At 47.8% G+C, this 22,015-nt stretch carries 23 protein-coding genes and 1 pseudogene; 17 read left to right on the top strand and 7 right to left on the bottom strand.

Going from position 1 to position 22,015, the window contains the following annotated elements:
• Nucleotides 1–33 precede the first annotated feature (33 nt).
• Nucleotides 34–942 (bottom strand): nuclease-related domain-containing protein, encoded by a 909-nt coding sequence (locus ADU22_RS23860; protein ID WP_053364396.1) that lies wholly within the window; start codon nt 940–942, stop codon nt 34–36.
• Nucleotides 943–1,066: 124 nt separating this feature from the next.
• Between ADU22_RS23860 and ADU22_RS23855 the strand changes: the two genes are divergently transcribed.
• Nucleotides 1,067–1,255 (top strand): sporulation protein Cse60, encoded by a 189-nt coding sequence (locus tag ADU22_RS23855; protein WP_053364395.1) that lies wholly within the window; start codon nt 1,067–1,069, stop codon nt 1,253–1,255.
• Nucleotides 1,256–1,273: 18 nt separating this feature from the next.
• On the opposite strand, the gene ADU22_RS23850 is transcribed toward ADU22_RS23855, so the two are convergent.
• Complete coding sequence (locus ADU22_RS23850; RefSeq protein ID WP_053364394.1) at nt 1,274–2,548, bottom strand: BaiN/RdsA family NAD(P)/FAD-dependent oxidoreductase; 1,275 nt, start codon at nt 2,546–2,548, stop codon at nt 1,274–1,276.
• Between the two features lie 262 nt (nt 2,549–2,810).
• Here ADU22_RS23850 and ADU22_RS23845 point away from each other — a divergent pair, with 262 nt between their 5' ends.
• Nucleotides 2,811–4,430, top strand: a complete 1,620-nt coding sequence (locus ADU22_RS23845; RefSeq protein ID WP_053364393.1) for a putative polysaccharide biosynthesis protein — start codon at nt 2,811–2,813, stop codon at nt 4,428–4,430.
• A 327-nt stretch (nt 4,431–4,757) separates the two neighbouring features.
• Here the strand turns inward: ADU22_RS23845 and ADU22_RS23840 are convergent, their stop codons facing one another.
• Nucleotides 4,758–4,982 carry a hypothetical protein gene (locus ADU22_RS23840; protein WP_053364392.1) on the bottom strand — a complete coding sequence of 75 codons (225 nt, stop codon included), beginning with the start codon at nt 4,980–4,982 and terminating at the stop codon, nt 4,758–4,760.
• Between the two features lie 102 nt (nt 4,983–5,084).
• On the opposite strand from ADU22_RS23840, the gene ADU22_RS23835 reads away from it, so the two are divergent.
• Nucleotides 5,085–5,804, top strand: coding sequence for a pseudouridine synthase (locus ADU22_RS23835; protein WP_053364391.1), 720 nt, complete (start codon nt 5,085–5,087; stop codon nt 5,802–5,804).
• Nucleotides 5,805–5,844: 40 nt separating this feature from the next.
• Here the strand turns inward: ADU22_RS23835 and ADU22_RS23830 are convergent, their stop codons facing one another.
• Nucleotides 5,845–6,066, bottom strand: coding sequence for a DeoR family transcriptional regulator (locus tag ADU22_RS23830; RefSeq protein WP_046523513.1), 222 nt, complete (start codon nt 6,064–6,066; stop codon nt 5,845–5,847).
• A 506-nt stretch (nt 6,067–6,572) separates the two neighbouring features.
• Between ADU22_RS23830 and pepV the strand changes: the two genes are divergently transcribed.
• Together pepV and dat are read left to right on the top strand one after the other, a co-directional pair.
• Nucleotides 6,573–7,991, top strand: coding sequence for a dipeptidase PepV (gene pepV, locus ADU22_RS23825; RefSeq protein WP_053364390.1), 1,419 nt, complete (start codon nt 6,573–6,575; stop codon nt 7,989–7,991).
• A 14-nt stretch (nt 7,992–8,005) separates the two neighbouring features.
• Nucleotides 8,006–8,857: a D-amino-acid transaminase gene (dat, locus tag ADU22_RS23820; RefSeq protein ID WP_053364389.1), complete on the top strand. Its 852-nt coding sequence runs from the start codon at nt 8,006–8,008 to the stop codon at nt 8,855–8,857.
• Between the two features lie 396 nt (nt 8,858–9,253).
• Here the strand turns inward: dat and cysK are convergent, their stop codons facing one another.
• Nucleotides 9,254–10,183 carry a cysteine synthase A gene (gene cysK, locus ADU22_RS23815; protein ID WP_053364388.1) on the bottom strand — a complete coding sequence of 310 codons (930 nt, stop codon included), beginning with the start codon at nt 10,181–10,183 and terminating at the stop codon, nt 9,254–9,256.
• Between the two features lie 169 nt (nt 10,184–10,352).
• On the opposite strand from cysK, the gene thpR reads away from it, so the two are divergent.
• The 4 genes from thpR to ADU22_RS23795 all read left to right on the top strand — a co-directional run bounded on the left by thpR (nt 10,353) and on the right by ADU22_RS23795 (nt 15,068).
• Complete coding sequence (gene thpR / locus ADU22_RS23810; RefSeq protein ID WP_053364387.1) at nt 10,353–10,916, top strand: RNA 2',3'-cyclic phosphodiesterase; 564 nt, start codon at nt 10,353–10,355, stop codon at nt 10,914–10,916.
• A gap of 58 nt (nt 10,917–10,974) precedes the next feature.
• Complete coding sequence (locus ADU22_RS23805) at nt 10,975–11,934, top strand: diacylglycerol/lipid kinase family protein (protein WP_053364386.1); 960 nt, start codon at nt 10,975–10,977, stop codon at nt 11,932–11,934.
• A gap of 14 nt (nt 11,935–11,948) precedes the next feature.
• Entirely contained in the window at nt 11,949–14,084 is a 2,136-nt protein-coding gene (gene pulA, locus ADU22_RS23800) for a type I pullulanase (protein ID WP_053364385.1), read from the top strand.
• Between the two features lie 210 nt (nt 14,085–14,294).
• Nucleotides 14,295–15,068, top strand: a complete 774-nt coding sequence (locus ADU22_RS23795; protein WP_053364384.1) for a phosphotransferase family protein — start codon at nt 14,295–14,297, stop codon at nt 15,066–15,068.
• 1 nt (nt 15,069) lies between these two features.
• Here the strand turns inward: ADU22_RS23795 and ADU22_RS23790 are convergent, their stop codons facing one another.
• Nucleotides 15,070–15,348 (bottom strand): YtzH-like family protein, encoded by a 279-nt coding sequence (locus tag ADU22_RS23790; RefSeq protein WP_046523505.1) that lies wholly within the window; start codon nt 15,346–15,348, stop codon nt 15,070–15,072.
• Between the two features lie 147 nt (nt 15,349–15,495).
• On the opposite strand from ADU22_RS23790, the gene trmB reads away from it, so the two are divergent.
• Together trmB and ADU22_RS23780 are read left to right on the top strand one after the other, a co-directional pair.
• On the top strand, nt 15,496–16,140 hold the full coding sequence (gene trmB / locus ADU22_RS23785; protein WP_053364729.1) for a tRNA (guanosine(46)-N7)-methyltransferase TrmB: 645 nt from the start codon (nt 15,496–15,498) through the stop codon (nt 16,138–16,140).
• A 123-nt stretch (nt 16,141–16,263) separates the two neighbouring features.
• A complete protein-coding gene (locus tag ADU22_RS23780) occupies nt 16,264–17,103 on the top strand; it encodes a YtnP family quorum-quenching lactonase (RefSeq protein WP_053364383.1) in 840 nt (279 codons plus the stop codon).
• Between the two features lie 87 nt (nt 17,104–17,190).
• Here ADU22_RS23780 and ADU22_RS23775 read toward each other — a convergent pair whose 3' ends face one another.
• Complete coding sequence (locus ADU22_RS23775; protein ID WP_046523503.1) at nt 17,191–17,502, bottom strand: PepSY domain-containing protein; 312 nt, start codon at nt 17,500–17,502, stop codon at nt 17,191–17,193.
• Nucleotides 17,503–17,691: 189 nt separating this feature from the next.
• Here ADU22_RS23775 and ADU22_RS23770 point away from each other — a divergent pair, with 189 nt between their 5' ends.
• From ADU22_RS23770 to ADU22_RS23745, 6 genes and pseudogenes are all read left to right on the top strand, one after another.
• Entirely contained in the window at nt 17,692–18,765 is a 1,074-nt protein-coding gene (locus ADU22_RS23770) for a M42 family metallopeptidase (RefSeq protein ID WP_053364382.1), read from the top strand.
• A gap of 51 nt (nt 18,766–18,816) precedes the next feature.
• Nucleotides 18,817–19,332 carry a DUF84 family protein gene (locus tag ADU22_RS23765; RefSeq protein ID WP_053364381.1) on the top strand — a complete coding sequence of 172 codons (516 nt, stop codon included), beginning with the start codon at nt 18,817–18,819 and terminating at the stop codon, nt 19,330–19,332.
• Between the two features lie 137 nt (nt 19,333–19,469).
• Nucleotides 19,470–19,964, top strand: coding sequence for a hypothetical protein (locus tag ADU22_RS23760; protein ID WP_053364380.1), 495 nt, complete (start codon nt 19,470–19,472; stop codon nt 19,962–19,964).
• Between the two features lie 132 nt (nt 19,965–20,096).
• Nucleotides 20,097–20,411: a thioredoxin family protein gene (locus ADU22_RS23755; protein ID WP_053364379.1), complete on the top strand. Its 315-nt coding sequence runs from the start codon at nt 20,097–20,099 to the stop codon at nt 20,409–20,411.
• Between the two features lie 3 nt (nt 20,412–20,414).
• Nucleotides 20,415–21,212: a DUF1444 domain-containing protein gene (locus ADU22_RS23750; protein ID WP_053364378.1), complete on the top strand. Its 798-nt coding sequence runs from the start codon at nt 20,415–20,417 to the stop codon at nt 21,210–21,212.
• Between the two features lie 149 nt (nt 21,213–21,361).
• Nucleotides 21,362–22,015 (top strand): annotated as a pseudogene (locus ADU22_RS23745) (hypothetical protein); the annotation flags it as partial.

Raw genomic sequence — 22,015 nt, 5'->3', positions numbered from 1 at the left:
AAAACCGGAATTTGGGTCACGATAAACTATAATTCATTCAAAATATGAAAACCTTCCGTGATGTTTTAGTACTAACCCGCTGATTAAAATCCTCCGTATCTTTTTTCTAGACTCAATCACCCCGCACCACTCCCACACAACCCCGGTTGTGACCTTCCTCTCTGGGAACAGAACCTGAAATTCCTTCACACTGCGCAGCACGGCGGACTCGATATCCTCCTCGCATCCGCAATCCTTGCACACTAGCTTTTTCCCTTCATCTCCCACAAAAAAGGAATTGCAGGAGCTGCAGGTGGTTCCTTTTTTTAGCTTCTCATAGGAAAAATCTGGAATCTGCGAATAGGGGGATTTTGGGATGTGGGCTGCCACTAATTTTTCAGCGAGCTTAGTGTGCCACGCGTTTAGTTTGGAAGGCTTGGAATTGAACTTTTTTAAAAAGCGGTTGAGCTGAGGGTGGTAAATGATGGCCAAGTCTCGTGGGGCTTGATACAGGAAGAATTCGGGATGGGTAAACACAAGTTTAGGTTCAAGGGGGAGCTGGCAGCCGAGGTTATTCAGCATATTCCGAAACAGGGTTTCGCTTCTGTTAAGCTGATGAACCGGATTTTTCATTTTCTTTCCGGAGCTGGAGTGAAAATCGTCATTCTCAAAATGATAGTCGCCCTCGTGGTGCTTGAGTTCGAATGTATGAACAGTGTGCTGTGATATAATCAGCGAATCGATTTGAAAAAGGGTGTTGTCAAACTTAAACAGCAGGTCGTTCAAGATGAGCCTTTCGCCTTTTAAAGACTGAAGCAACAGGGAATCGAAATATTGTTCTCCTTCATATCCTTTTTTCAATTTAAAGTAATACAATTTTTCATCCTCTGGCAATTCCATTCGTTTGTTCAATACTCTCAAAATGGTTAGCTCGGGAGGCTCCTGCCGGGTTTTGAATATCATGGTCCACATCCTTTCTTAATTTTAATGATAAGAAGAAGCACCCCAAAATACAAGCTCATAAACGATGTCTGAAAATTCAATCACCTGGCAATAATATAGACAAAAACCTAAAGGAGTCATAGCCATGATTCAAGTAAAACTGTTCGACCGGGAGCATGAAAAAGATCTTGAAAAAGAGATGAATACATTTTTAAAAAAGCTGGATGAAGACAAATTGGTGGACATCAAGTACAATGTGGCGGCGATAGCAGAAGAGGAAGAAGAAGAGGAGCAAATCTACTGTTTCAGCGCAATGGTCGTCTACAGAGCGTGAAAAAGCTGAGCAATAGGCTCAGCTTTTTTTGTTTAAGGCATACTCCGCTGCATTTGTCCCGGCCAGTCTCCCGGTGACAAGTGCGGAAGTGATGTTATAGCCGCCTGTATAGCCGTGGATATCAAGGATCTCGCCGCAGAAATACAGGCCATCCATCTTTTTTGAAGCCATGGTCCGGGGCTCGATCTCCTTGACCGAGACACCGCCGCCGGTGACGAAAGCTTTTTCCAGCGGCTGGGAGCCATTCACGCTGAACTGGAAGCTCTTGCAGTTTGCAGCAAAACTCCTGATTTTTTCCTGGGATACCTGGCCTCCAGGCGTGCCCGGGTCAATATCGAGCTGCTCCAGCAAAAACAGCAGGTACCGTTCAGGCAGCAAGCCTTTAAGCACATTTTTCACAGCCTTTTTTGGCTCGGCCTTGATCAGCTTGTTGATTTCCTGGAAGAGCTGTTCTTGCTTAAAATCAGGCAGGGCATCAAGGCTCATGGTCACCCGGGAGAGGTTCCACTTATTCATCGCCTTGATTACGAATTGGCTGCATCTCAGCACCGCTGGACCGCTGACGCCAAAATGGGTGAAAATCATATCCATTTGGTGGGTAACGAGCGGCTTTCCCTTCGGATTAAGAACGCTAAGGCCAACTCCGCGCAGGGACAATCCCTGCAGCTCTTTCGACTTGATAAAGGGTTCATCCGACAAAAGCGGAACTTCGGTTGGGAACAGCTCGGTAATGGTATGGCCGGCTTTCTCCGCCCAGGCATATCCATCTCCTGTGGAGCCTGTATGCGGCACCGATTTTCCTCCGACAGCAATCACGACACTTTCCGCTTCAAAGCTCTCCCCGCTCGCAAGCTCCACGGCTTTTACTCTGCCGTTCTCATAATGGACATCCCCGATTGGGGAATTCACCCTAATTTCTACTTTGAGGTCATCAAGCCTTTTTAATAGCGCATCCACGACAGACTGCGCCTTATTGGTAACCGGGAACATGCGGCCGTGGTCTTCCTCCTTCAGTTCAATACCGAGCTTTTCAAAGAAAGCGATGATATCCTCATTGTTGAACTCCGAGAAGGCACTGTATAAAAATCGTCCGTTGCCTGGGATATGCTTAATGATCTCCTCGACGGGCAGCCTGTTTGTTACATTGCAGCGGCCGCCGCCGGAAATGGCAAGCTTTCTTCCAAGCTTGTCTCCTTTATCAACAAGCATCACCCGGCCGCCTTTTTCCCCGGCAGCAATGGCCGCCATCAGGCCGGATGGTCCTCCGCCAATGACAATGCAGTCATAATTCATCATTTCACCAACTATTCATTCATTCTAAAACTCTTCCCATTATAAAACATTTCCAACATGGAGGTAAACGAAACGGTGATTTTCCATGAAAGTGGCGCTGTTCCATAAAGAAAGGTAAACTAATTAAATGGAGAAAGATAATAGTTCAGCCGGGTGAGTGTGGTAAAATTAAAAATTGGGTACTTGGGTACAGTCTGTTTTTTATCTAATCAAAGTGTAACCCGCAGGTTCGCTGCGCTTTTCACTGCTAGGAAGGGATTATATGTCATCAAAGCTTCTGAGAGGGACATTTATTTTAACCCTCGGGACCATTGTTTCAAAGGTACTGGGTTTGTTTTACGTCATACCGTTTTATGCGATTGTTGGTGATGATGGAACAGCCTTGTATTCATACTCCTATATTTCGTATACCATTTTTATCAGCATAGCAACCGCAGGAGTGCCGCTGGCCGTCTCAAAGTTCATTTCCAAATACAATGCGCTTGAAGAGTATGCAGTCGGAAGGAAACTGTTCAAATCGGGCATTGCCGTCATGCTGGCAACCGGCATCCTGTCCTTTCTGTTTATGTATTTGACTGCCCCGCTGCTGGCGGACGTCACGCTGAGCAGAAGCACGGACGCTTCGGATGTAAGGCCCGAAGATGTGACGACCGTTATTCGTGCGGTATCCTTCGCGCTGATTGTCGTTCCGTTCATGAGCCTGATCCGCGGGTTTTTCCAAGGGCACCAATCGATGGGGCCTTCTGCCGTTTCACAGGTGGTAGAGCAGATTGTGCGGATTGCGTTCGTCCTGGTTGGGGCTTATGTTGTCCTGAACGTGATGAACGGAAGTGTAGTGTCAGCAGTCAGTGTGGCGACGTTCGCTGCGTTCATTGGGGCGATTGGCAGCCTTGCCGTCCTGGTGTGGTATTGGTTCAAGCGGAAGCCGCACCTGGACAAACTGCTGGAGGCTGACAAGGGCACCATGGACATTTCCCTAAAAGAAATCTATAAGGAAATTCTCTTATATGCAGCACCGTTCGTGTTTGTAGGCATCGCCAATCCGCTGTTCCAATTCATCGACCAGATCACTTTTCAAAGGGCGATGGCGTCCATTGGGCAGGGAGCCCAGGCAACAGCAGCCTTCGCGACTTTGAATTTCCAGACTCATAAGCTTGTGATTATTCCTGTTTCCCTGGCCACCGCTTTCTCCTTGACGCTCGTCCCGAGCATCACCAAGGCGTTCGTTGAAAATGACCGCAAAAGCTTGAGGAAGCAGCTCGACCAAACCTTCCAGGTGCTGATGTACCTGACTGTGCCTGCGGCTGTCGGGTTGTCGCTGCTGGCGGAACCGGCTTTTACGGTCTTCTATGAAAATAAGGAACTGGGGACGGAGATTCTGCGTATTTATGCTCCTGTGGCGATTTTGTTTGCCTTGTTTACTGTGACGGCCGCAATCCTGCAGGGAATCAATGAGCAGCGGTTCACTATCCTGAGCCTTCTGACAGGCCTTCTCGTTAAGCTGTGCCTCAACATTCCGCTGATTAAGATGTTTGAAACAAGCGGAGCCGTTTATGCTACAGCGCTTGGTTATCTGGCAGCGATTTTGATCAACCTGTACGTAATCAAAAGGTTTGCCAATTATCGCTTCAACTTTGTCGCGAGAAGAACCACGCTCATCGTGTTGTTTACCATTCTGATGGGGGCAGGGACGCTCGCTGTCTACGGGGCTGTCAGTGAGATATTGTCTCCTGCCGCTAAAGCCAGCTCGATTGTCATCATTGTCATCTGTGCTGCTGCAGGATCTGCCATTTATTTTTACCTGGGATTCCGGTCAAGATTAATTGACCGCCTGTTCGGGGACAAGGTGGATAAGGTGAAAAGGAAGCTGCGGCTGCCGTAAAAAGACCCCTGTTCCCAAATAATGCGGGGCAGGGGCCTTCCTTTTTAAATGTAAGCAAGTCTAAATTTCTGCACTTAGATAACTGTCTAGCTCCAGCGCCTAGCCCCTCGAGTCGCTTGTCTGGCTTTGCCTCCTAGGAGCTCGAGTCGTAAGCCATAATCCTTCAGAAGGCAAACAACGCCTTCCTGCGGATTCTGTCTTACGCTTGTCGCTCCTAAACAGTCGGCTCCGCTTTTCTAATTCGGTCCAGCTGTTGAAGTCAAAGAACGACTTCATCAGCTGGCCCTCCAGCGCTTGTCGGGGCTGAACAAGGCGCTTGCGCTTTTCTTAATAGTAATAGTCATAATCGGTGCGGATGCCGAGGCGGCGTTCAATACGGTCGACTCTGCGGTCAAGCTGGTCCAGTCTTCTGACCACCCTTTGAAGGTCCCTCTCAACCTGTTCCAGTCTGCGGTTAAAGCCTCCGAAGCCTCCGCCTGGGAAGCCTCCGCCCGGAAATCCGCCTCCACCTGGGAGGAACTGTCCTTGCCCTTGCTGTCGATAATCGATCATCATCCTCATCTCCTCTTCGTTTTACAGTTAATGCATGATAATAGTCTATGTGCCCAACATAAAAGTGAGTGGGCTACTGCCTATAAATTGGAGTGATACTGATTGCGTATAGATAAAATGCTTGCTAACCTGGGATATGGAAGCCGCAAAGAAGTGAAGAAACTTTTGAAAGATGGCTCTGTCCAGGTCAATCAAAAAGTGGTGAAAGACCCTGGGCACCATGTCGCCCCTGGGAAAGACACGGTCACTGTCCATGGGGACGAAGTGAATTACCGCGAGTTCATTTATTTGATGATGAATAAGCCGCCAGGAGTGATATCGGCTACAGAAGACAGCCGTGATGAAACAGTCATCGACCTTCTTGAGCTGGAGGACTCTATTTACGAACCTTTCCCGGTCGGAAGGCTGGACAAGGATACGGAGGGGCTGCTCCTGATCACAAACGACGGCCAGCTGGCCCATCGACTTCTTTCTCCCAAAAAGCATGTGCCAAAAACGTATTTCGCTGTTATTGAAGGGGAAGTCACAGAAGAAGATATCGAGGCATTTAAAAAAGGAGTTGTCCTCGATGATGGCTATGAAACGAAACCTGGGAAGCTGGAAATTTTAAAATCAGGTCTGACCTCGGATATTGAACTCACCATCACCGAAGGCAAGTTCCATCAGGTGAAGCGGATGTTTCAGGCTGTAGGCAAAAGAGTCGTCTATCTCAAGCGCTTGACCATGGGGCCGCTAAAGCTTGATGAAACGCTGGAATTAGGGGAATATCGCGAGTTGGACGAGGATGAAATCCGGCAGCTGATGGAGTATGAAGCACAATAAAAAATGGCCCCCGCCATCTGGCGGGGGCCATTTCTTCATTTTACGATGTCAATTTTACTTTTTTCTGGGTCGTGGTCCATTTTCCACGGCTAGGGCTTTCTACTAAGTCGTTATAGGCCAGGACATTCAAATCTCTTTGAATCGTCCGGGGGGTGATGCCAAATTCCTCTACCAGGTCCTGTGTCGTTACAGTCCCATTTTTCCGTATGAACACATAGATGGATTTGATTCGGTTTATCATCCGGTTAGTTGAAGGTTTCAAACAACCACTCCCTAATCCTTTTTTACACCCTTGGCAAATTCCTGCGATTGACAGTTCATTGGTGAGTCCTCGACTTATGTAGTTTTCTTCTTTCCAGACAACCCCTTTACAGGTTCTTGTAGGACAGGAGGCCCCCTTTTGAACTATTTTACCCTTTATAAAGATAAAATACCATATTATTAACTAAATTTACAAAATATTAACCTTGTCATCCATTAGAATGTTCGGATTCCTCCCTTCTTTTTCCTGTTATTTATCCATATGGCAGCATACTGGCATAATATGATTAAAGATTGAAGATTTGGAATAAATAAATGAAATTGTAACAAAAGAAAAATCATCTTAACAGTCCTTATTATTTCCAGCAACACCGCGAAAAGGGCGGCCTATTAATTTTTGCATCGTAAGGGAAAACAGTTTGAAAATGTGCGGGAGAAGAGTAAGATAAGGTAAAATAGTTTGGAAATGAACAGGACCAGATAAATTGCGGTAATGGAGGAATCATCATGGGAACAATTCAATGGTTCGAAGAAGTTGAAAAAAGAAAGAGCAAATTAATCCAGCAAACACAGGAGTTTTTAAAAATAAAAAGTGTTCTAGATGAAGAGAAGGCGACCGAAGATGCCCCCCTGGGACCAGGTGTAAAGGAAGCGTTGGACTATATGCTCCGCCTCGGTGAAAAGGAAGGTTTCGCTGCCAGGAATGTCGGCAATTTGGCAGGCCACCTTGAATTTGGCGAAGGCCGGGAAATTGTCGGGGTTTTATGCCACGTGGATGTTGTGCCGGAAGGGGACGGCTGGACAAGCGGTCCGTATGAAGCGGAAATTCGGGACGGCAAGATTTTTGCACGAGGCGCCATCGATGATAAAGGGCCGACAATGGCTGCCTTCTATGCCATGAAAATTGTCAAGGAGCTTGGCCTGCCTTTGAAACGGCGGGTGCGCATGATTATTGGGACCGATGAGGAGAGCGACTGGAGGTGCGTCGAGCATTATTTTAAGCATGAAGAAATGCCGGCAATGGGTTTTGCTCCGGATGCCGACTTTCCCATTATTTACGCGGAAAAAGGGATAGCGGACTTTGATCTTGCCTGTAAAAACCAGGCTGTTGGCGAGGAAGACCATGATGTGGAAGTCCTTAGCTTCACTTCCGGAAGAAGGTACAATATGGTGCCGGATTTTGCAACGGTTTCCTTGCATGTGCTGAAATACCAGACGGAAATTATCCAGCGCTATGAAGACTATAAAAAGCAGCATGGCCTCGGGGGATCATGCCATGTGGATAAAGGAACACTGGTCCTCGACTTTGAGGGTGTTTCCGCCCATGGGATGGAGCCGGACCATGGCAAAAATGCCGGTCTCCATATGGCAGAGTTTTTAGCCAGCCTTAAGCTCGACTTCAATGCCATGAGGTTCATGGGGTTTGCTGCCAAGTATCTGGGCGGGGATTCGCGCGGAAGGGCCCTCGGCGTAGCATATAGCGATGAAATCACAGGGGACCTGACCATTAATGTAGGCAAATTAAGGTATGAAGAAAAATCAGGCGGATCGTTTGGGTTAAATATGCGCTATCCAGTCACGGCGGATATCGATGCCATCATCTCTGCCATCAGGGACTTGGCAGCGGAGGAAGGGTTTGAAATGGAAAACTTCACAAACTCCAGTCCGCATCATGTTGCAGAGGATGACTTTCTCATCACGAAACTCAAAAAAGTATATGAGGAGCAGACGGGTGAAAAGGCTGAACTCCTCTCAATTGGCGGCGGTACGTATGCACGCTCCCTGAAGTCGGGAGTGGCATTTGGGCCGTTGTTTCCAGGACGGCCTGACATCGCCCATCAAAAGGATGAATACATCATCATCGATGACCTGCTGAGGGCAACAGCGATGTATGCCCAGGCCATATACGAGCTGGCAGGAGAATAGGGAGGAATGAGATCATGGAATATGTAATGTTTAATGGTGAAATTATCGAGCGGAAAGCTGCAGCCGTCGATATTGAAGACCGTGGCTACCAGTTTGGTGACGGGATTTATGAGGTGATCCGAATTTACAATGGCCTTATGTTCACAGCTGAAGAGCACTTGCAGCGCCTTGACGAAAGTGCTGCGAGCATCGGCATTGAAATACCTTATGCAAGGGAAGAGCTTCAGAAGAAACTGGAAAGACTTATTGCCCATAACGGTGTAAAATACGGAACCGTTTATCTGCAGTTCACCCGCGGAAATGCACCAAGGAAGCATCCCTTCCCTGTTGGTGCGGCGCCAACATTTGTTGCCTATACCCGGGAAGCGGGGCGTCCCGAGGAAAAACTCCAATCAGGGGTTAAAACACTCCTCATTGAAGACATCCGCTGGCTTCGCTGTGATATCAAAAGCCTTAATCTGCTGGGAAACCTGCTCGCCAATCAGAAAGCGGCAGAAGCAGGGTGTGATGAAGCCATTCAGCATCGGGATGGGAAGGTAACGGAAGGAAGCCATTCCAATGTGTCGATTGTCAAGGGAGGCACCGTGGTTACCCATCCGGCCAATAATTACATCCTGAACGGGATTTCGAGGCGTGTCATGCTGGAAATCTGCCGCCGGGAAGGCATCCCGGTGGAGGAGAGGGTCTTTTCAGTGGCTGAGCTGGAAGATGCGGATGAAGTCTTTTTGACAGGTACAACCATCGAAGTCATGCCGGTTATCGAGCATGACGGCAGGATAGTCGGAAACGGCGTCCCTGGAGCTGTCACAAGAAAGCTGCAACAGAAGTTCCGCGCCGAGATTGAGAAACAATGCGGAAGCCTATGATAGTAAAAAAAGGGATTGCAGCCGCAATCCCTTTTTTGTATCTTTCGGATTCGGCCCTATCTAAAAGCTAGGGCGCTTCCGCTTTTCTACTGTCTAGCTCCAGCGCCTAGCCAGTTTTCATCCTTGAATAAACTTCTTCGAGTATCTTGCGAGAAGCGTAGCTTTGAGCAGCTCGAGTCGCTTGTCTGGCTTTGCCTCCTAGGAGCTCGAGTCGTAAGCCATAATCCTTCAGAAGGCAAACAACACCTTCCTGCGGATTCTGTCTTACGCTTATCGCTCCTAAACAGGCGGCTCCGCTTTTCTATTTCGGTCCAGCTGTTGAAGTCAAAGAACGACTTCATCAGCTGGCCCTCCAGCGCTTGTCGGGGCTTAGCAAGGCGCTTCCGCTTTTCTAACTTACTCAAACTGGAACAGGTCGCTGGACAGATACCTTTCACCTGTATCGCAGATGATGCAGACTACAGCCTGTTCCGGCTTAAGTGTCTTGGCAACGCTTATGGCCGCGAAGCAGGCAGCACCTGAAGACGGGCCAACCAGGATGCCTTCTTCACGGGCAAGTTTCCGGACCATTTCATATGCCTCTTCATCCTGGATTTGATGGATTTTTTCATACACATCCTGGTTGAGGATCTCGGGAATGAACCCAGGGCTTGTTCCAACAAGCTTATGCCTTCCAGGCTGTCCGCCCGAAAGCACCGGGGAACCAGCCGGCTCAACCACGTGGACCTGCACATCCGGATATCTCTCTTTAAGGCCCTCGCCAGTGCCGGTTATCGTTCCGCCTGTTCCTGCGGTCGCCACAAAGGCACCAAGTTCCATGTTCAATTCTTCCATGGCCTCGATAATTTCCTTGGCAGTGGTATGGCGATGGGCATCCGGGTTGGCCTCATTCTCAAACTGCATCGGCATATAGCTTCCCGGAATTTCCTTCAAGAGCTCCTGTGCCTTTTTGATTGAACCTGGCATCTTTTCATCACCAGGAGTCAGGACTACCTCCGCGCCGTAGGCTTTTAAAATGTTGATCCGTTCGGCTGTCATTGTATCAGGCATGACAAGGATGGCCTTATAGCCCCGGGCGGCCGCATTCATGGCCAGGCCAATTCCGGTGTTCCCGCTAGTGGGCTCAATGATGGTTGCCCCTGGCTTCAGCTTGCCTTCCTTTTCGGCAGCGATAATCATATTATAGGCAGCGCGGTCCTTGACGCTTCTGCTTGGATTGTAGAATTCGAGCTTTAAGTATACGGCTGCCCCTTCTGGTGCAAGCCTGTTCAATTTGACCATCGGCGTTTGACCAATCAAATCGGCAATGTTGTTTACTGCCTTCATTGCTTTCCCTCATTTCCTGTTGTGTTATTCTTTATCTTTCCTTATTTTATTAAAAAATAAAGGTTATGCTTTTAATAATACAGACAAATCCTTCATCTTATCAAATATTTCTAAGCCTGCTCTACCTGCTTTTGCTACAATGAAATTGGGACTTGAAAGGAATGAGGATATGGGAACTCATTATTTTTATGCCTTGGCATTGCCAAATAACGCAAAGAAACAGATGGAAAGAACATGTGGTTTCCTTCGGGAGAATTTGCCCTTCAATCGCTGGGTGCACCCTGATGACCTTCATATTACGCTGGCCTTCCTTGGGGATGCCGGGGAAGACAAGCTGTCAGATTCAATCCTGAGGCTGGAGAAAGAATGGAGGCATCGTTCCTTTCCATTGGAAATCGGCCATCTTGGCGTCTTCGGAAAAAGCGATTCCCCCCGGATTCTGTGGGCAGGACACAACCCTGAGCCCTGCCTGTCGGAGGTTAGGAATCATGTGTATTCTGTCTGTACCGACTCAGGCTTTAAGCTTGAAACAAGGCCCTTCAAGCCGCATGTTACTCTGGCCAGGAAATGGGGCGGGGATTTTCCCTTCTCAAGAGAGCTCCTTGAACAGAAAGATCCATTTGCTGATAGTCCTCTTATGTTTGAGGCAGAAAAAGTTGTTTTGTACAAAACCAATTTGGGGAAAGAACCAAAATACGAAGAGATGAAAGCCTTTCCGCTCACAGGCAGATAAATTTGCGGGAAACGGCATAGTATTAAAAGAACGTTTATATAGGATAGGGCGGGAATATATGGAGCGGTTGTATTTTATTGTAAACCTCCAGGCGAAAAACGGACACTGCCAGACAGTATGGGAAAAGCTTGAAAAGGAAATGACGAAGCAAAAGATTGCTTATCATGCCTTTTTCACCGAGTACAGCGGCCATGCGGCCGATTTGGCTGACAGCATTGGCCGGAATGCGGGAAACAATCCCGTTCTGCTTATAGCTGTCGGAGGAGACGGGACCATACACGAGGCAGCGAATGGAGCAGCACGCCACCCCCATCTCTGCCTGGGATTCATTCCTGGAGGGTCCGGGAACGACTTTTCACKGGGATATGCCATACCTGGCTCCCCCATGGAAGCGCTTGGGCTGGCGCTGAGGAACCATCGGCCGGAGGACTTCCATGCAATTGATGCCGGAAAGCTGTCCTTGGATGGCAGGGAGATTTATTTTGTCAACAACATGGGGGCCGGCTTTGATGCACACGTGGCCAGGGAATCCAATCAAACCAGAATGAAGGCAATGCTGAACCATTTTGGAATGGGGCGTCTTGTTTACATTTATATTCTGATAAAAGAACTGATTGGCTATCAGCAGACTGATTTGGAACTTACGGTTGATGGCGCTCAGTATTTCTATAAAAAAGTGTGGTTCGTTACGGTTTCAAACCAGAAATACTATGGAGGGGGCATGAATATTGCCCCTGATGCATCCCCCGATGACGGTTTGCTGGATATTACCGTTGTTCATAATTTGGCAAGGTGGAAGCTTTTGCTTGTGTTCATAACCGTCTTTTGGGGCGGCCATACCCGTTTCAGGGAAGTAAGCTCCTTGCGGGGAAAAGAGATTTTCATTGAAACGGAAAGGCCGGTGGCCGTCCATGCAGACGGGGAAGAGGCCGGAACTACGCCGCTTGGGGTCAAGGTCCAGGAACAGGCGCTGAAAATATTGAGAGAAGGACAGGGATTGATAGAAAGGGCAGGCTGAGGAGATGAGAAAACATGGCAACTAAACGACCGTTTGAAGCATACCTGGATGAAGTGGGAATCATCACCATATTGCTCCCGCATTCCTACAAGGAAGGGGCCTCATCTGCCTTTTTTTTGAAAGATGGAAATGAATGTACCGCACTGAAAGTAAAAGACAGGATCACGCTCGGCCATGCAGTCAAGTATGTTTGCACGAGCCCGGTAAAACCTTCGATCGGCAAACCATACGGCATTTTGGATGAACATGGCGGCGAAACAGACCTGCAGATAGGCGCCGTCATCCGGACTAAGGAATTTGACGAAGCTTTTTATTATGACGGTGGCGACCTGGGTGTCACCTTGCTGGAGGATAAAGCCGTCTTTAAGGTTTGGGCGCCGACTGCATCCCAGGTAAAACTTAAATTGAAGCGTCCTGGTGCTGGTGAACCGGAATACAGAAAGATGACAAGGCTTGATAAAGGGGTCTGGTGTGCAGAGGTAAACGGGACTGCTGAGGGCGCCCTTTATAGTTACCTGGCCTGTATTAATCTGGAATGGCGGGAAGCAGTCGACCCTTATGCGAAGGGGGCAAGTGCAAATGGGGAGCATGGCATTGTTGTGGACCTTGCCAAAACAAGATTGCCAAAAGCGGAACTCCCGGAATTCACCCATCCTTGTGATGCAGTCATTTATGAAACGCATATCCGTGATTTGACGATGCATCCTGCCAGCGGCATTCAGGATAAGGGGACTTATTGCGGAGCTGCCCAAATTGGCTCCCGCAGTTCTTCGGGAGAGCCTACCGGGCTTTCATATATCAAGAGTCTGGGAATCACGCATATTGAATTTCTTCCTTTTCATGATTTTGAAGGGGTAGATGAATTGAACCCCTTCGACAAGTACAATTGGGGCTATAATCCTATCCATTTTAATGTTCCGGAAGGCAGCTTTTCCACCAACCCAAATGACCCATATAAAAGGATCAGCGAGCTGAAGCAGCTCATTTCTGCGGTGCATTCGCAAGGCATGCGGGTAATCATGGATGTTGTTTATAACCATGTGTATATCCGGGAGACGTCCTCCTTTGAACAGCTTGTGCCAGGATACTTTTTCCGGCATGATGAATTTGGGCTCCCATCCAATGGCACGGGAGTTGGAAATGATTTTGCATCCGAGCGGCTGATGGCCAGAAAATACATTCTTGATTCTGTTTCCTTCTGGCTTGAGGAGTATCAGGTGGATGGCCTGAGGTTTGACCTTATGGGCATCCTTGATGTCAGGACAATGCAGGAAGTCCGGGGGCTGGCCGATGGGCGGGATCCCTCCATCATCATCATTGGCGAGGGATGGGACTTGAACACCCCCATTCCAAACAGTGAAAAAGCGAATATCGGAAATCAGGAAAAGCTCCCTGGAATCGGGCAGTTCAATGATTGGTTCCGTGATACGATAAAGGGCAGCACATTCAACCTTTATGACCGCGGCTACGCAATGGGAAATGAACGCTATGCCGAAGGCGCAAGGCAGGTGCTGGCAGGGAGCATAGGGATTGGTAAGCGGAAGCACGGTTTATTTATGTCACCTGCACAAAGTGTGAATTATGTGGAATCACATGACAATCACACCCTTTGGGATAAGCTTGAAGCCTGTGAGGCAGACCATATTGAGAAACGCCACCGACTTGCCACTTCCATGGTCCTTCTCTCCCAGGGAATCCCCTTTCTCCATAGCGGGCAGGAGTTCTTCCGGACAAAGAAGGGGGTAGGCAACAGCTATCGGTCCCCGGATGAGATCAACTGGCTGGACTGGCAGCGAAGGGACCGGCATATCGGGAATGTTTCCTATATAAGAGGGATCATTGCCCTCCGCTTATCCCATAAGGCATTCAGGCTCCCGGATGCGGCACTTGTCCAGAAGCATATGCATTTCCTTCCCTTATCATTGCCCGTGCTTGGCTATGTGCTGGAGGATGTGCAGGAATATGGCAGGTGGGAGACCATTGTCGTAGTGTTCAACCCATCTGGGGAAGAGAAAGTGGTGGAACTGCCAGAAGAAAATGAGTGGAAAATATTGGTGGATAGTGAAACGGCATCCTCTCACCCATTCCAGGTGATGGATGGAAAAACCGCTGTTCTGCCGCCCTGCACCTTATGGATAGGTGCCAAATGACAATGGGATTTTGTTGAAATAGGAAGATATATATAGGTATTTGTCGATGAATAGGACGGATAGGCTTGACGCGGAAACCTGATAGGAGATAAAATTTATAAAGATAGCTATTGTGGCATAGAAATCAATAGCTGTCTTTTTTAATTTTTAAATGCGGCACGGGAAATTGACTATTTGCTGAAATAGTGACATAAATTGAAGGTGAACAACTTGGAAGATTTATTTGGACAGGATTGGGACATCACTCCTGCAGGCGGTGCTACCGGAGCTGCCTACTTTGCGCAGCATGAAGAACAGCGCCTTTTCTTGAAACGGAATTCGTCTCCGTTTCTTGCTGTCTTGTCGGCCGAAGGAATTGTTCCCAAGCTGATTTGGACAAAAAGGCTTGAAAACGGGGATGTCATTACCGCCCAGCAGTGGATGAACGGGCGGGAGCTGAAATCCGTCGATATGGATGATGACCGTGTGGCCAAGCTTTTAAATAAGATCCACCGTTCGGAACCGCTTCTTGGCATGCTGAAACGGCTTGGCAAAACACCGCTTCAGCCAGAAACGCTTCTCCATATTATAAATGAAGAACTGGACGAAGAAGTCCGGAGGCTTCCAATCGCTGCAGCTGCCCTGAAGTTTCTGGGAGACGAAATCAGCCATATTGAATATGGGGAGATGGTTGTCTGTCATTGCGACGTGAATCATAACAACTGGCTGTTGGCGGAAAACAACCAGTTGTATTTAATTGATTGGGATGGCGCCATGATTGGAGACCCTGCGATTGACCTGGGGATGCTGCTCTATTCCTATATCCCAAGGGAAGACTGGGAAGGATGGCTTGAACGTTATGGCCTGCAGCTGACAGATCATCTCAAGCTCAGGATGAAATGGTATGTGATTGTCCAGGCACTAACCTCCATTCAATGGCACAAAAACCAAAACCGGCTCTCCGAGATGGGGAATTGGATCGATTTCCTTAAAAAAGCGCTCTGAATCAGGAAAACTGGCCAATTTGGTCAACCCAGTTCGAGAGATTGTCCTGATTGGAAAGGATATGCTGGTCCAAATCTGAAGAGTACGCACCAGCCTGGCTGTATTGATAAACCTCCTGCAAAATTGGAAGGATATTTTCGTCAAGGCTGGCATTCACCATTAATGATTTTACAAGCCGTTCCAATTGTTCACATTCAGCGACAGATCCGCAGCAGTCATTCTGCTGGTTGGCGAGTATATCTTTTAAAAGATTGACTTGGTCATGATGGTCTAGTGGCATAGAATCATCCTTTCATATGATATGGACGAAAAGGAAGCCCACATCTAGTTTGTGGATTCCTTTTTTGTTTATGCAGCATTTTGGCTTGAAAATGGGTATGCGGCCGTGATATGGTTTGAACGATATGAATTGAACAGAGGTGTCTTCATGAGATTAAGAAATAAGCCTTGGGCGAAGGACAAGCTGCTTGAAAACCCGCAATATGTCGTCCATGAACCGGAACAGCACCGGGGCAGTTGGAATGAGCTTTTCGCGGCAGCCCAGCCGCTCCATATAGAGATCGGCACAGGAAAAGGCCGCTTTATTACCGAAATGGCCAAGGCGAATCCGAACATAAATTATATTGGCATAGAGCTTCAGGAAAGTGTCATCGTTTCCGCCCTGGACAGGCTGATTGAGGCTGGCCTGCCGAACTGTAAGCTGATGAATGTGAACGCGGCCGAGCTGGAAAAGTACTTTGCTTCTGGTGATGTTGACCGCGTCTATTTGAATTTTTCGGATCCATGGCCAAAGACGCGGCATGAAAAACGCCGCCTGACCTATGAATCTTTCCTGTCTGTTTATGAACAAATTCTCGTCGATCAAGGGGAAATTCATTTTAAAACCGATAACCAGGGGCTGTTTGAATACTCCCTGATGAGTTTCTCCCATTATGGGCTGTTATTGAAATTTGTCAGTCTTGATTTGCATAACAGCGGATTTGAAGGCAATATCATGACAGAGTATGAAGAAAAGTTCTCCTCCAGAGGGAACCGCATCTACAGGTGCGAAGTGCAATACCCTAAAAAATAAAGAATCCAGGCCTGCCTCATCGGCGGGCTCTTTTTCGTACCTGCATGGAGATCATCAGCGTGATATTTCAACTTTTCAGAAAAAAGTGATAAAATGGGCACAGAATAGTTGGGGAGGGCTTTTATGGAGAAGCTGGAATTGGCGAATATCAGGTTTACCTGGCTTAATGGCGGTGTGACCAACCTGGACGGAGGGGCCATGTTTGGGGTGGTTCCAAAGCCACTATGGTCAAGGAAGTATGAAGTGAATGAAAAGAACCAAATTGAACTGCGCACAGACCCTATCCTTATCCAGACAGGCGGAAAAAATTATTTGCTTGAATCGGGAATCGGCAATGGGAAGCTGACGGAAAAGCAAAAAAGGAATTTCGGAGTCCAGGAAGAATCCTGTGTGGAAGAATCACTTGGGAAGCTCGGCCTTGACCCTGGAGATATTGATTATGTGATCATGACACATATGCATTATGACCATGCTTGCGGGCTGACAAAGGAAGTCGGGGGCGAATTCATTTCGGTGTTCCCCAACGCGGCCATAATCACTTCAGAGGTGGAATGGGAAGAAATGAAAAACCCCAATATCCGGTCCAAAGCTACATACTGGAGAGAAAACTGGGAGCCGATTCAGTCACAGGTAATCACCTTCAAGGAGGAATGGAATCACGGTCCGTTCAAAATGGTCCATACAGGAGGCCACAGTAATGGACATTCCATTCTGATTATCGAAGATGGAGAGGATACAGTGGTGCATATGGCCGACCTCATGGCGACCCATGCGCACCAGAATGTCCTCTGGGTAATGGCATACGACGATTACCCGATGGCATCCATTGGTGCCAAGCAGAAATGGATGAAGTTCGCAGCCGAAAGGGATGCCTGGTTTACTTTTTATCATGATGCCGTTTACAGGGCCATCAAACTCGATGAGGAAGGCAGCGTTAAAAATTCTGTTCCAAGGGAACGCTAAGGTTCCATTCTGCTATCATTAAAATTCCGTTGTTTAAATATACTAAAAAAGCCTGCGTCTAAGCGCAGGCTTTTCCTGTCGAAGCATTTATTGCAATTCGTTTATTTCAATAATGGTTCCGGTGGAGGCATCGGCTATAAATTCATACAGCTGTGTTTTTCCATCTGAAAAGGTGCTGATTCCACCCTTATAAACCCGATATTCCAAAGGCGGCTTTGAATATGTCTCCGGGTTCATATTAATCCATGAACCGCTTATCGGTCCATCTTTCTTGAAAACAGCCTTGGCCTGCGCGAGGATCTGTTCAGGTGACACGTTTTCCTTCTTTACTGCTTCTTTAACCGCAAAGGCGCCTGCAATCCCGGCACCCATGCCGAGGAAAAAGTACTTCCAATTCATGAGTGTGCCTCCAATCATTAGAAAAATTCCAGTTTTAATAATCATAGCAGAGATGGCAGGAGGCATCAAAGGATATAAAGCTAGCAGACAGGAACAGAATATGATTGGCAGATTGGGGAAATATTCTGTAGAATACAAATTGCACATACATATCTTTAGGGCATCTAAATAACAAAAAGGAGTAAAAATATGAATGAACAGACATTATCACTCTTTAAAACACTGACAGAGCTTCCTGGGGCTCCGGGCTACGAACACCAGGTTCGGGCGTTCATGCGCGAGCAACTGGGACAGTATTCCGATGAAATTGTCCAGGATAAATTGGGCAGCATTTTCGGAGTTAAAAAAGGCAATGAAGACGGGCCGAAGATCATGGTTGCGGGCCATATGGATGAAGTCGGCTTTATGGTCACCTCGATCACGGATAATGGGATGCTGCGGTTCCAGACCCTTGGGGGCTGGTGGAGCCAGGTCCTGCTGGCACAGCGTGTGCAAATCATGACTGATAATGGCCCTGTTATCGGTGTAGTTGGCTCCATCCCGCCACATCTGCTCGATGAGGCGAAGCGCAACAAGCCGATGGAAATCAAAAATATGCTGATTGATATCGGGGCCGACGACAGAGAGGATGCGCTGAAAATCGGCATCAGGCCGGGTCAGCAAATCGTCCCTGTCTGCCCATTCACACCAATGGCCAACGAAAAGAAAATCCTGGCGAAAGCATGGGATAACAGATATGGATGCGGCCTGGCGATTGAACTGCTGAAAGAAACGCAAAACGATACGCTGCCAAATATCCTTTATTCTGGTGCGACAGTACAGGAGGAAGTAGGGCTTAGAGGTGCACAAACGGCAGCAAATATGATAGACCCGGATATTTTCTTCGCGCTGGATGCAAGCCCTGCCAATGATATGAGCGGCAGCAAAAATGAATTTGGCCAATTAGGTAAGGGGGCACTCCTGAGAATACTCGACCGTTCCATGGTCACTCACCGCGGCATGAGGGAATTCATTCTCGATACAGCGGAAAGCCATAATATCCCATACCAATATTTTGTTTCCCAGGGAGGGACAGACGCCGGCCGCGTTCATATGTCCAATGAAGGCGTCCCAAGCGGAGTGATCGGGATTTGTTCCCGCTACATCCATACCCATGCTTCGATTGTCCATGTTGATGACTATGCGGCAGCAAAGGAACTGCTGGTGAAACTGGTTAAATCCTGTGATAAAACTACGGTAGAAACCATCAAACAAAATAGTTAAGCCAAAAAGAGGCAGCCTGTGCCTCTTTTTGCTGGCCGGAGGAGAAGAAAAATGATTGTAGCAATTGGATCAGAAAACCCAGCGAAAATTTCAGCGGTGCAGCAGGGATTTAAAGAGCATCAATGTATCTTTATTCCAGTATCTGTTGCTTCGGGAGTAAGTGAGCAGCCGTTCTCCGACGATGAAACCATTCGCGGCGCTGTCAATCGGGCTATTTCGGCAGCGGCAGAGACGGGGGCGCATATTGGAGTTGGACTGGAAGGCGGCGTGCAGCAAACAGAACATGGCTTATTTCTCTGCAACTGGGGAGCGCTTGCGTCAAAAGACTCCAGCCCCATCATTGCAGGCGGAGCAAGGATTCCGCTTCCCGGTGAGATTGCCGAAAGACTGATGTCGGGAGAAGAGCTTGGCCCGGTAATGGATGACTATGCCAGAAAGCAGAATGTCCGTAAAAAGGAAGGAGCTGTAGGGGTTTTCACAAATGGAAAGATAGACAGGGAGGAAATGTTTGCCCATGTCATGAAGCTCCTGGTAGGGCAGTTTGAATATCGGAATGTAAACAAATAGGGTTTGTAAAAGGTCAAAATGATGAAAAAATGTCGAAAAATAGACGAAACTGTCGTAAATTTCATTTGAAAGGGTTGTCACTGGCTAAATTACAGCAGTATGATAGTAAAGGATACAGTCCCAAGGAGGAAACACTTATGAAAAGATTCCGCTGGATTATATTGCTTGCCGTCATGCTGCTTGGCGCCTGCTCTGCTTCACTCGAAGAGCAGCAGGATGAAATCATTGAAGCAGCAGGAACGGAGTTTGCCAGTGAACCGGAAGAAACAAATCATAGCAGTCAGGATATAGATTATCATCTGCCATTCGGCATTGAAAAGGAAGACGAAACACCCAATAATATTTTGCTTAAAAATGGTTCGAAAACGTACATCCTCTTTTATAACCAGCATGAGCCGGCAGACAGCAAAGTTGTTTATGAATCGACCTTGAAGCAGCATGCTGACTGGGATGTCAACAGGACGTATGAACAGGACGGCAAGTTTGGCTATCTGCTGATAAAAGAGCTGCCGGAAGAGAGCTATCAGGTGGTAACCGGCGTAGGCGGGGTCAAGGTGACAACCGAGACCAAAAACCTGAAATCAGATGTCTCGGCCATGATGAATATCGCCAATTCGGCCAAGGTAAAATAAGGAGCGCCATCCAAAGGGATGGCGCCTTTCTTTACCGCGGACGTGGAAGAAGCCAGACCGTTTAGTTTTCTTTTTTCAGGCTTCAAGTTTAAAATGTAAACAAAGTGTTATGTAAGAATGGAGGAACCATACATGAAAAAACTAGATTCCATGGATCAGTTTGAAAACCTGAAACATACGGGAAAGCATATATTTTTATTTTCGGCCGACTGGTGCCCCGATTGCCGTTTTATTGATCCATTCATGCCTGAGGTAGAAAGCAAGTTCGCAGATTACAGTTTTATTTATGTGGACAGGGACCAGTTCATTGACTTGTGCATACAGCTAGATGTATTTGGCATCCCTAGTTTTATCGCCTATCGGGACGGCAGCGAGCTTGGGCGCTTTGTCAGCAAGGACAGAAAGACCCAGGAGCAGATTGAAGCGTTTATTGAAGGGCTGGCGTAAGAGATGGACAGCAGAAAGATGAGAAAAGAGCTGGAGGAAAGACTGAAATCCCCGGACAGGAGGTTCATTTATGACCGGGAAAAGGACCAGCTTCGCGTTGAAAACAAACACACTGGACGGGGCATTACCGTCGGGCTTCCTGGGATTATTGCCAAATGGCAGGAGCAGAAGGAAAAAGCAATTGAGGAAACCGTTTATTATATAGCAGAAGGATTGGCTGCCATGGAAGGAGAAGTCCAGCTCTCAGGACAGGAGCGCCAAATCTTCCCTGTTATCCGCTCCACTTCCTTTCCCTCCGAAGCCGAAGAGGGAGTGCCGTTTTTCTTTGACAGCCACACTGCGGAAACGAGAATTTACTATGCCCTCGATATGGGGAAAACCTATCGTCTCATTGACAGGAAACTGATGGAACGGGAAGGCTGGGGCGAAAGCCAAATTAGGGAAACAGCCTTGTTTAACCTCAGATCCTTGCCGGCGGATTTTAAAACCGATGAAGTGGCCGGCAATGTGTTTTACTTTTTGAATTCAAATGATGGCTACGATGCAAGCCGAATCCTGAATGACCGCATCCTGAACGGAATGAAAGGGAAATTAACAGGCACGATGGCCGTTGCCGTTCCCCACCAGGATGTTTTGATCATCGCGGATATCCAAAATGATACAGGCTACGATATTCTTGCGCAAATGACGATGAGCTTTTTTGCCAGCGGCAGGGTGCCGGTCACAGCGCTGTCCTTTCTCTACGAAGAGGGGGAACTGGAGCCTATTTTCATTCTGGGAAAGAATTCCCCAAGAGCATAATAAAGGAAAACTGACTGATTAAAAGCCCATGAAAAGGGCTTTTTCTTATTTCCTGTAATAAGAGATATGGCCTATTCTTTTATTTAGGCTCGAAAAATGGGCGATAACTGTTAAAATAGGAATGATACAAGATAGAAAGAGTGATCATGTTGAGTTGGATAAAAAAGCTATTCCAAATGTTTTCGGGAGATGAAGAAAACGGACTTGATTCCAAAAGCAGGGAAGTATCAAAGCCGCTGCAGCCGAGGGATCCGAAACATCTTGAAATGAAGAAGGAACTTGATGCCAAAGTTTTATACCAATATCCGAAAGGGCAATTTAAGTTCCCGCTCATACCCGACAGCCCTCCCCGTGAGCGGGAAAGTGCCAAGCCTCGCCAGCGGCCCGCTGCACAGGATGAAGGATTGGCTGACGAACAGGAACCAGTAAAACCGAAAACCCGGGACAAAATAGAGAAACACGCGCAAATAAAACCAAGCCGGCAGCCATTTCGGCCAACAGAAACGCCTTCCMCCGTTTTCGCCTTTAACAGGCCTAAACAAAGCAAAGAAGCAGAATATGAAATGAAAGGGCCGGTTAGTGAACCCAAGCCAAAGGAACCTGCTGTCAGGGCACCAAGCAGCTGGAGCGCCAAGAGAGAGGCAGATGAACGGAAATGGGAAGCCGTCAGCAAGATCCGGCAAGAAAAGCTGGCAGTTGAAAAAAAATTCCCTGCTGCGGAAGAGCCGGCGTCTGTCATCGAATATGAGCTGGCAGATGGGTTAGGGCTGGCAATGGAACAGGAGCCGGAGGAAAAGCCGGAA

The sequence above is a fragment of the Bacillus sp. FJAT-27251 genome (assembly GCF_001273925.1).
Taxonomy (GTDB): domain Bacteria; phylum Bacillota; class Bacilli; order Bacillales; family Cytobacillaceae; genus Mesobacillus_B.
Note: the sequence above shows the minus strand (reverse complement) of the source record. Positions and strands in the feature narration are given on the sequence as shown.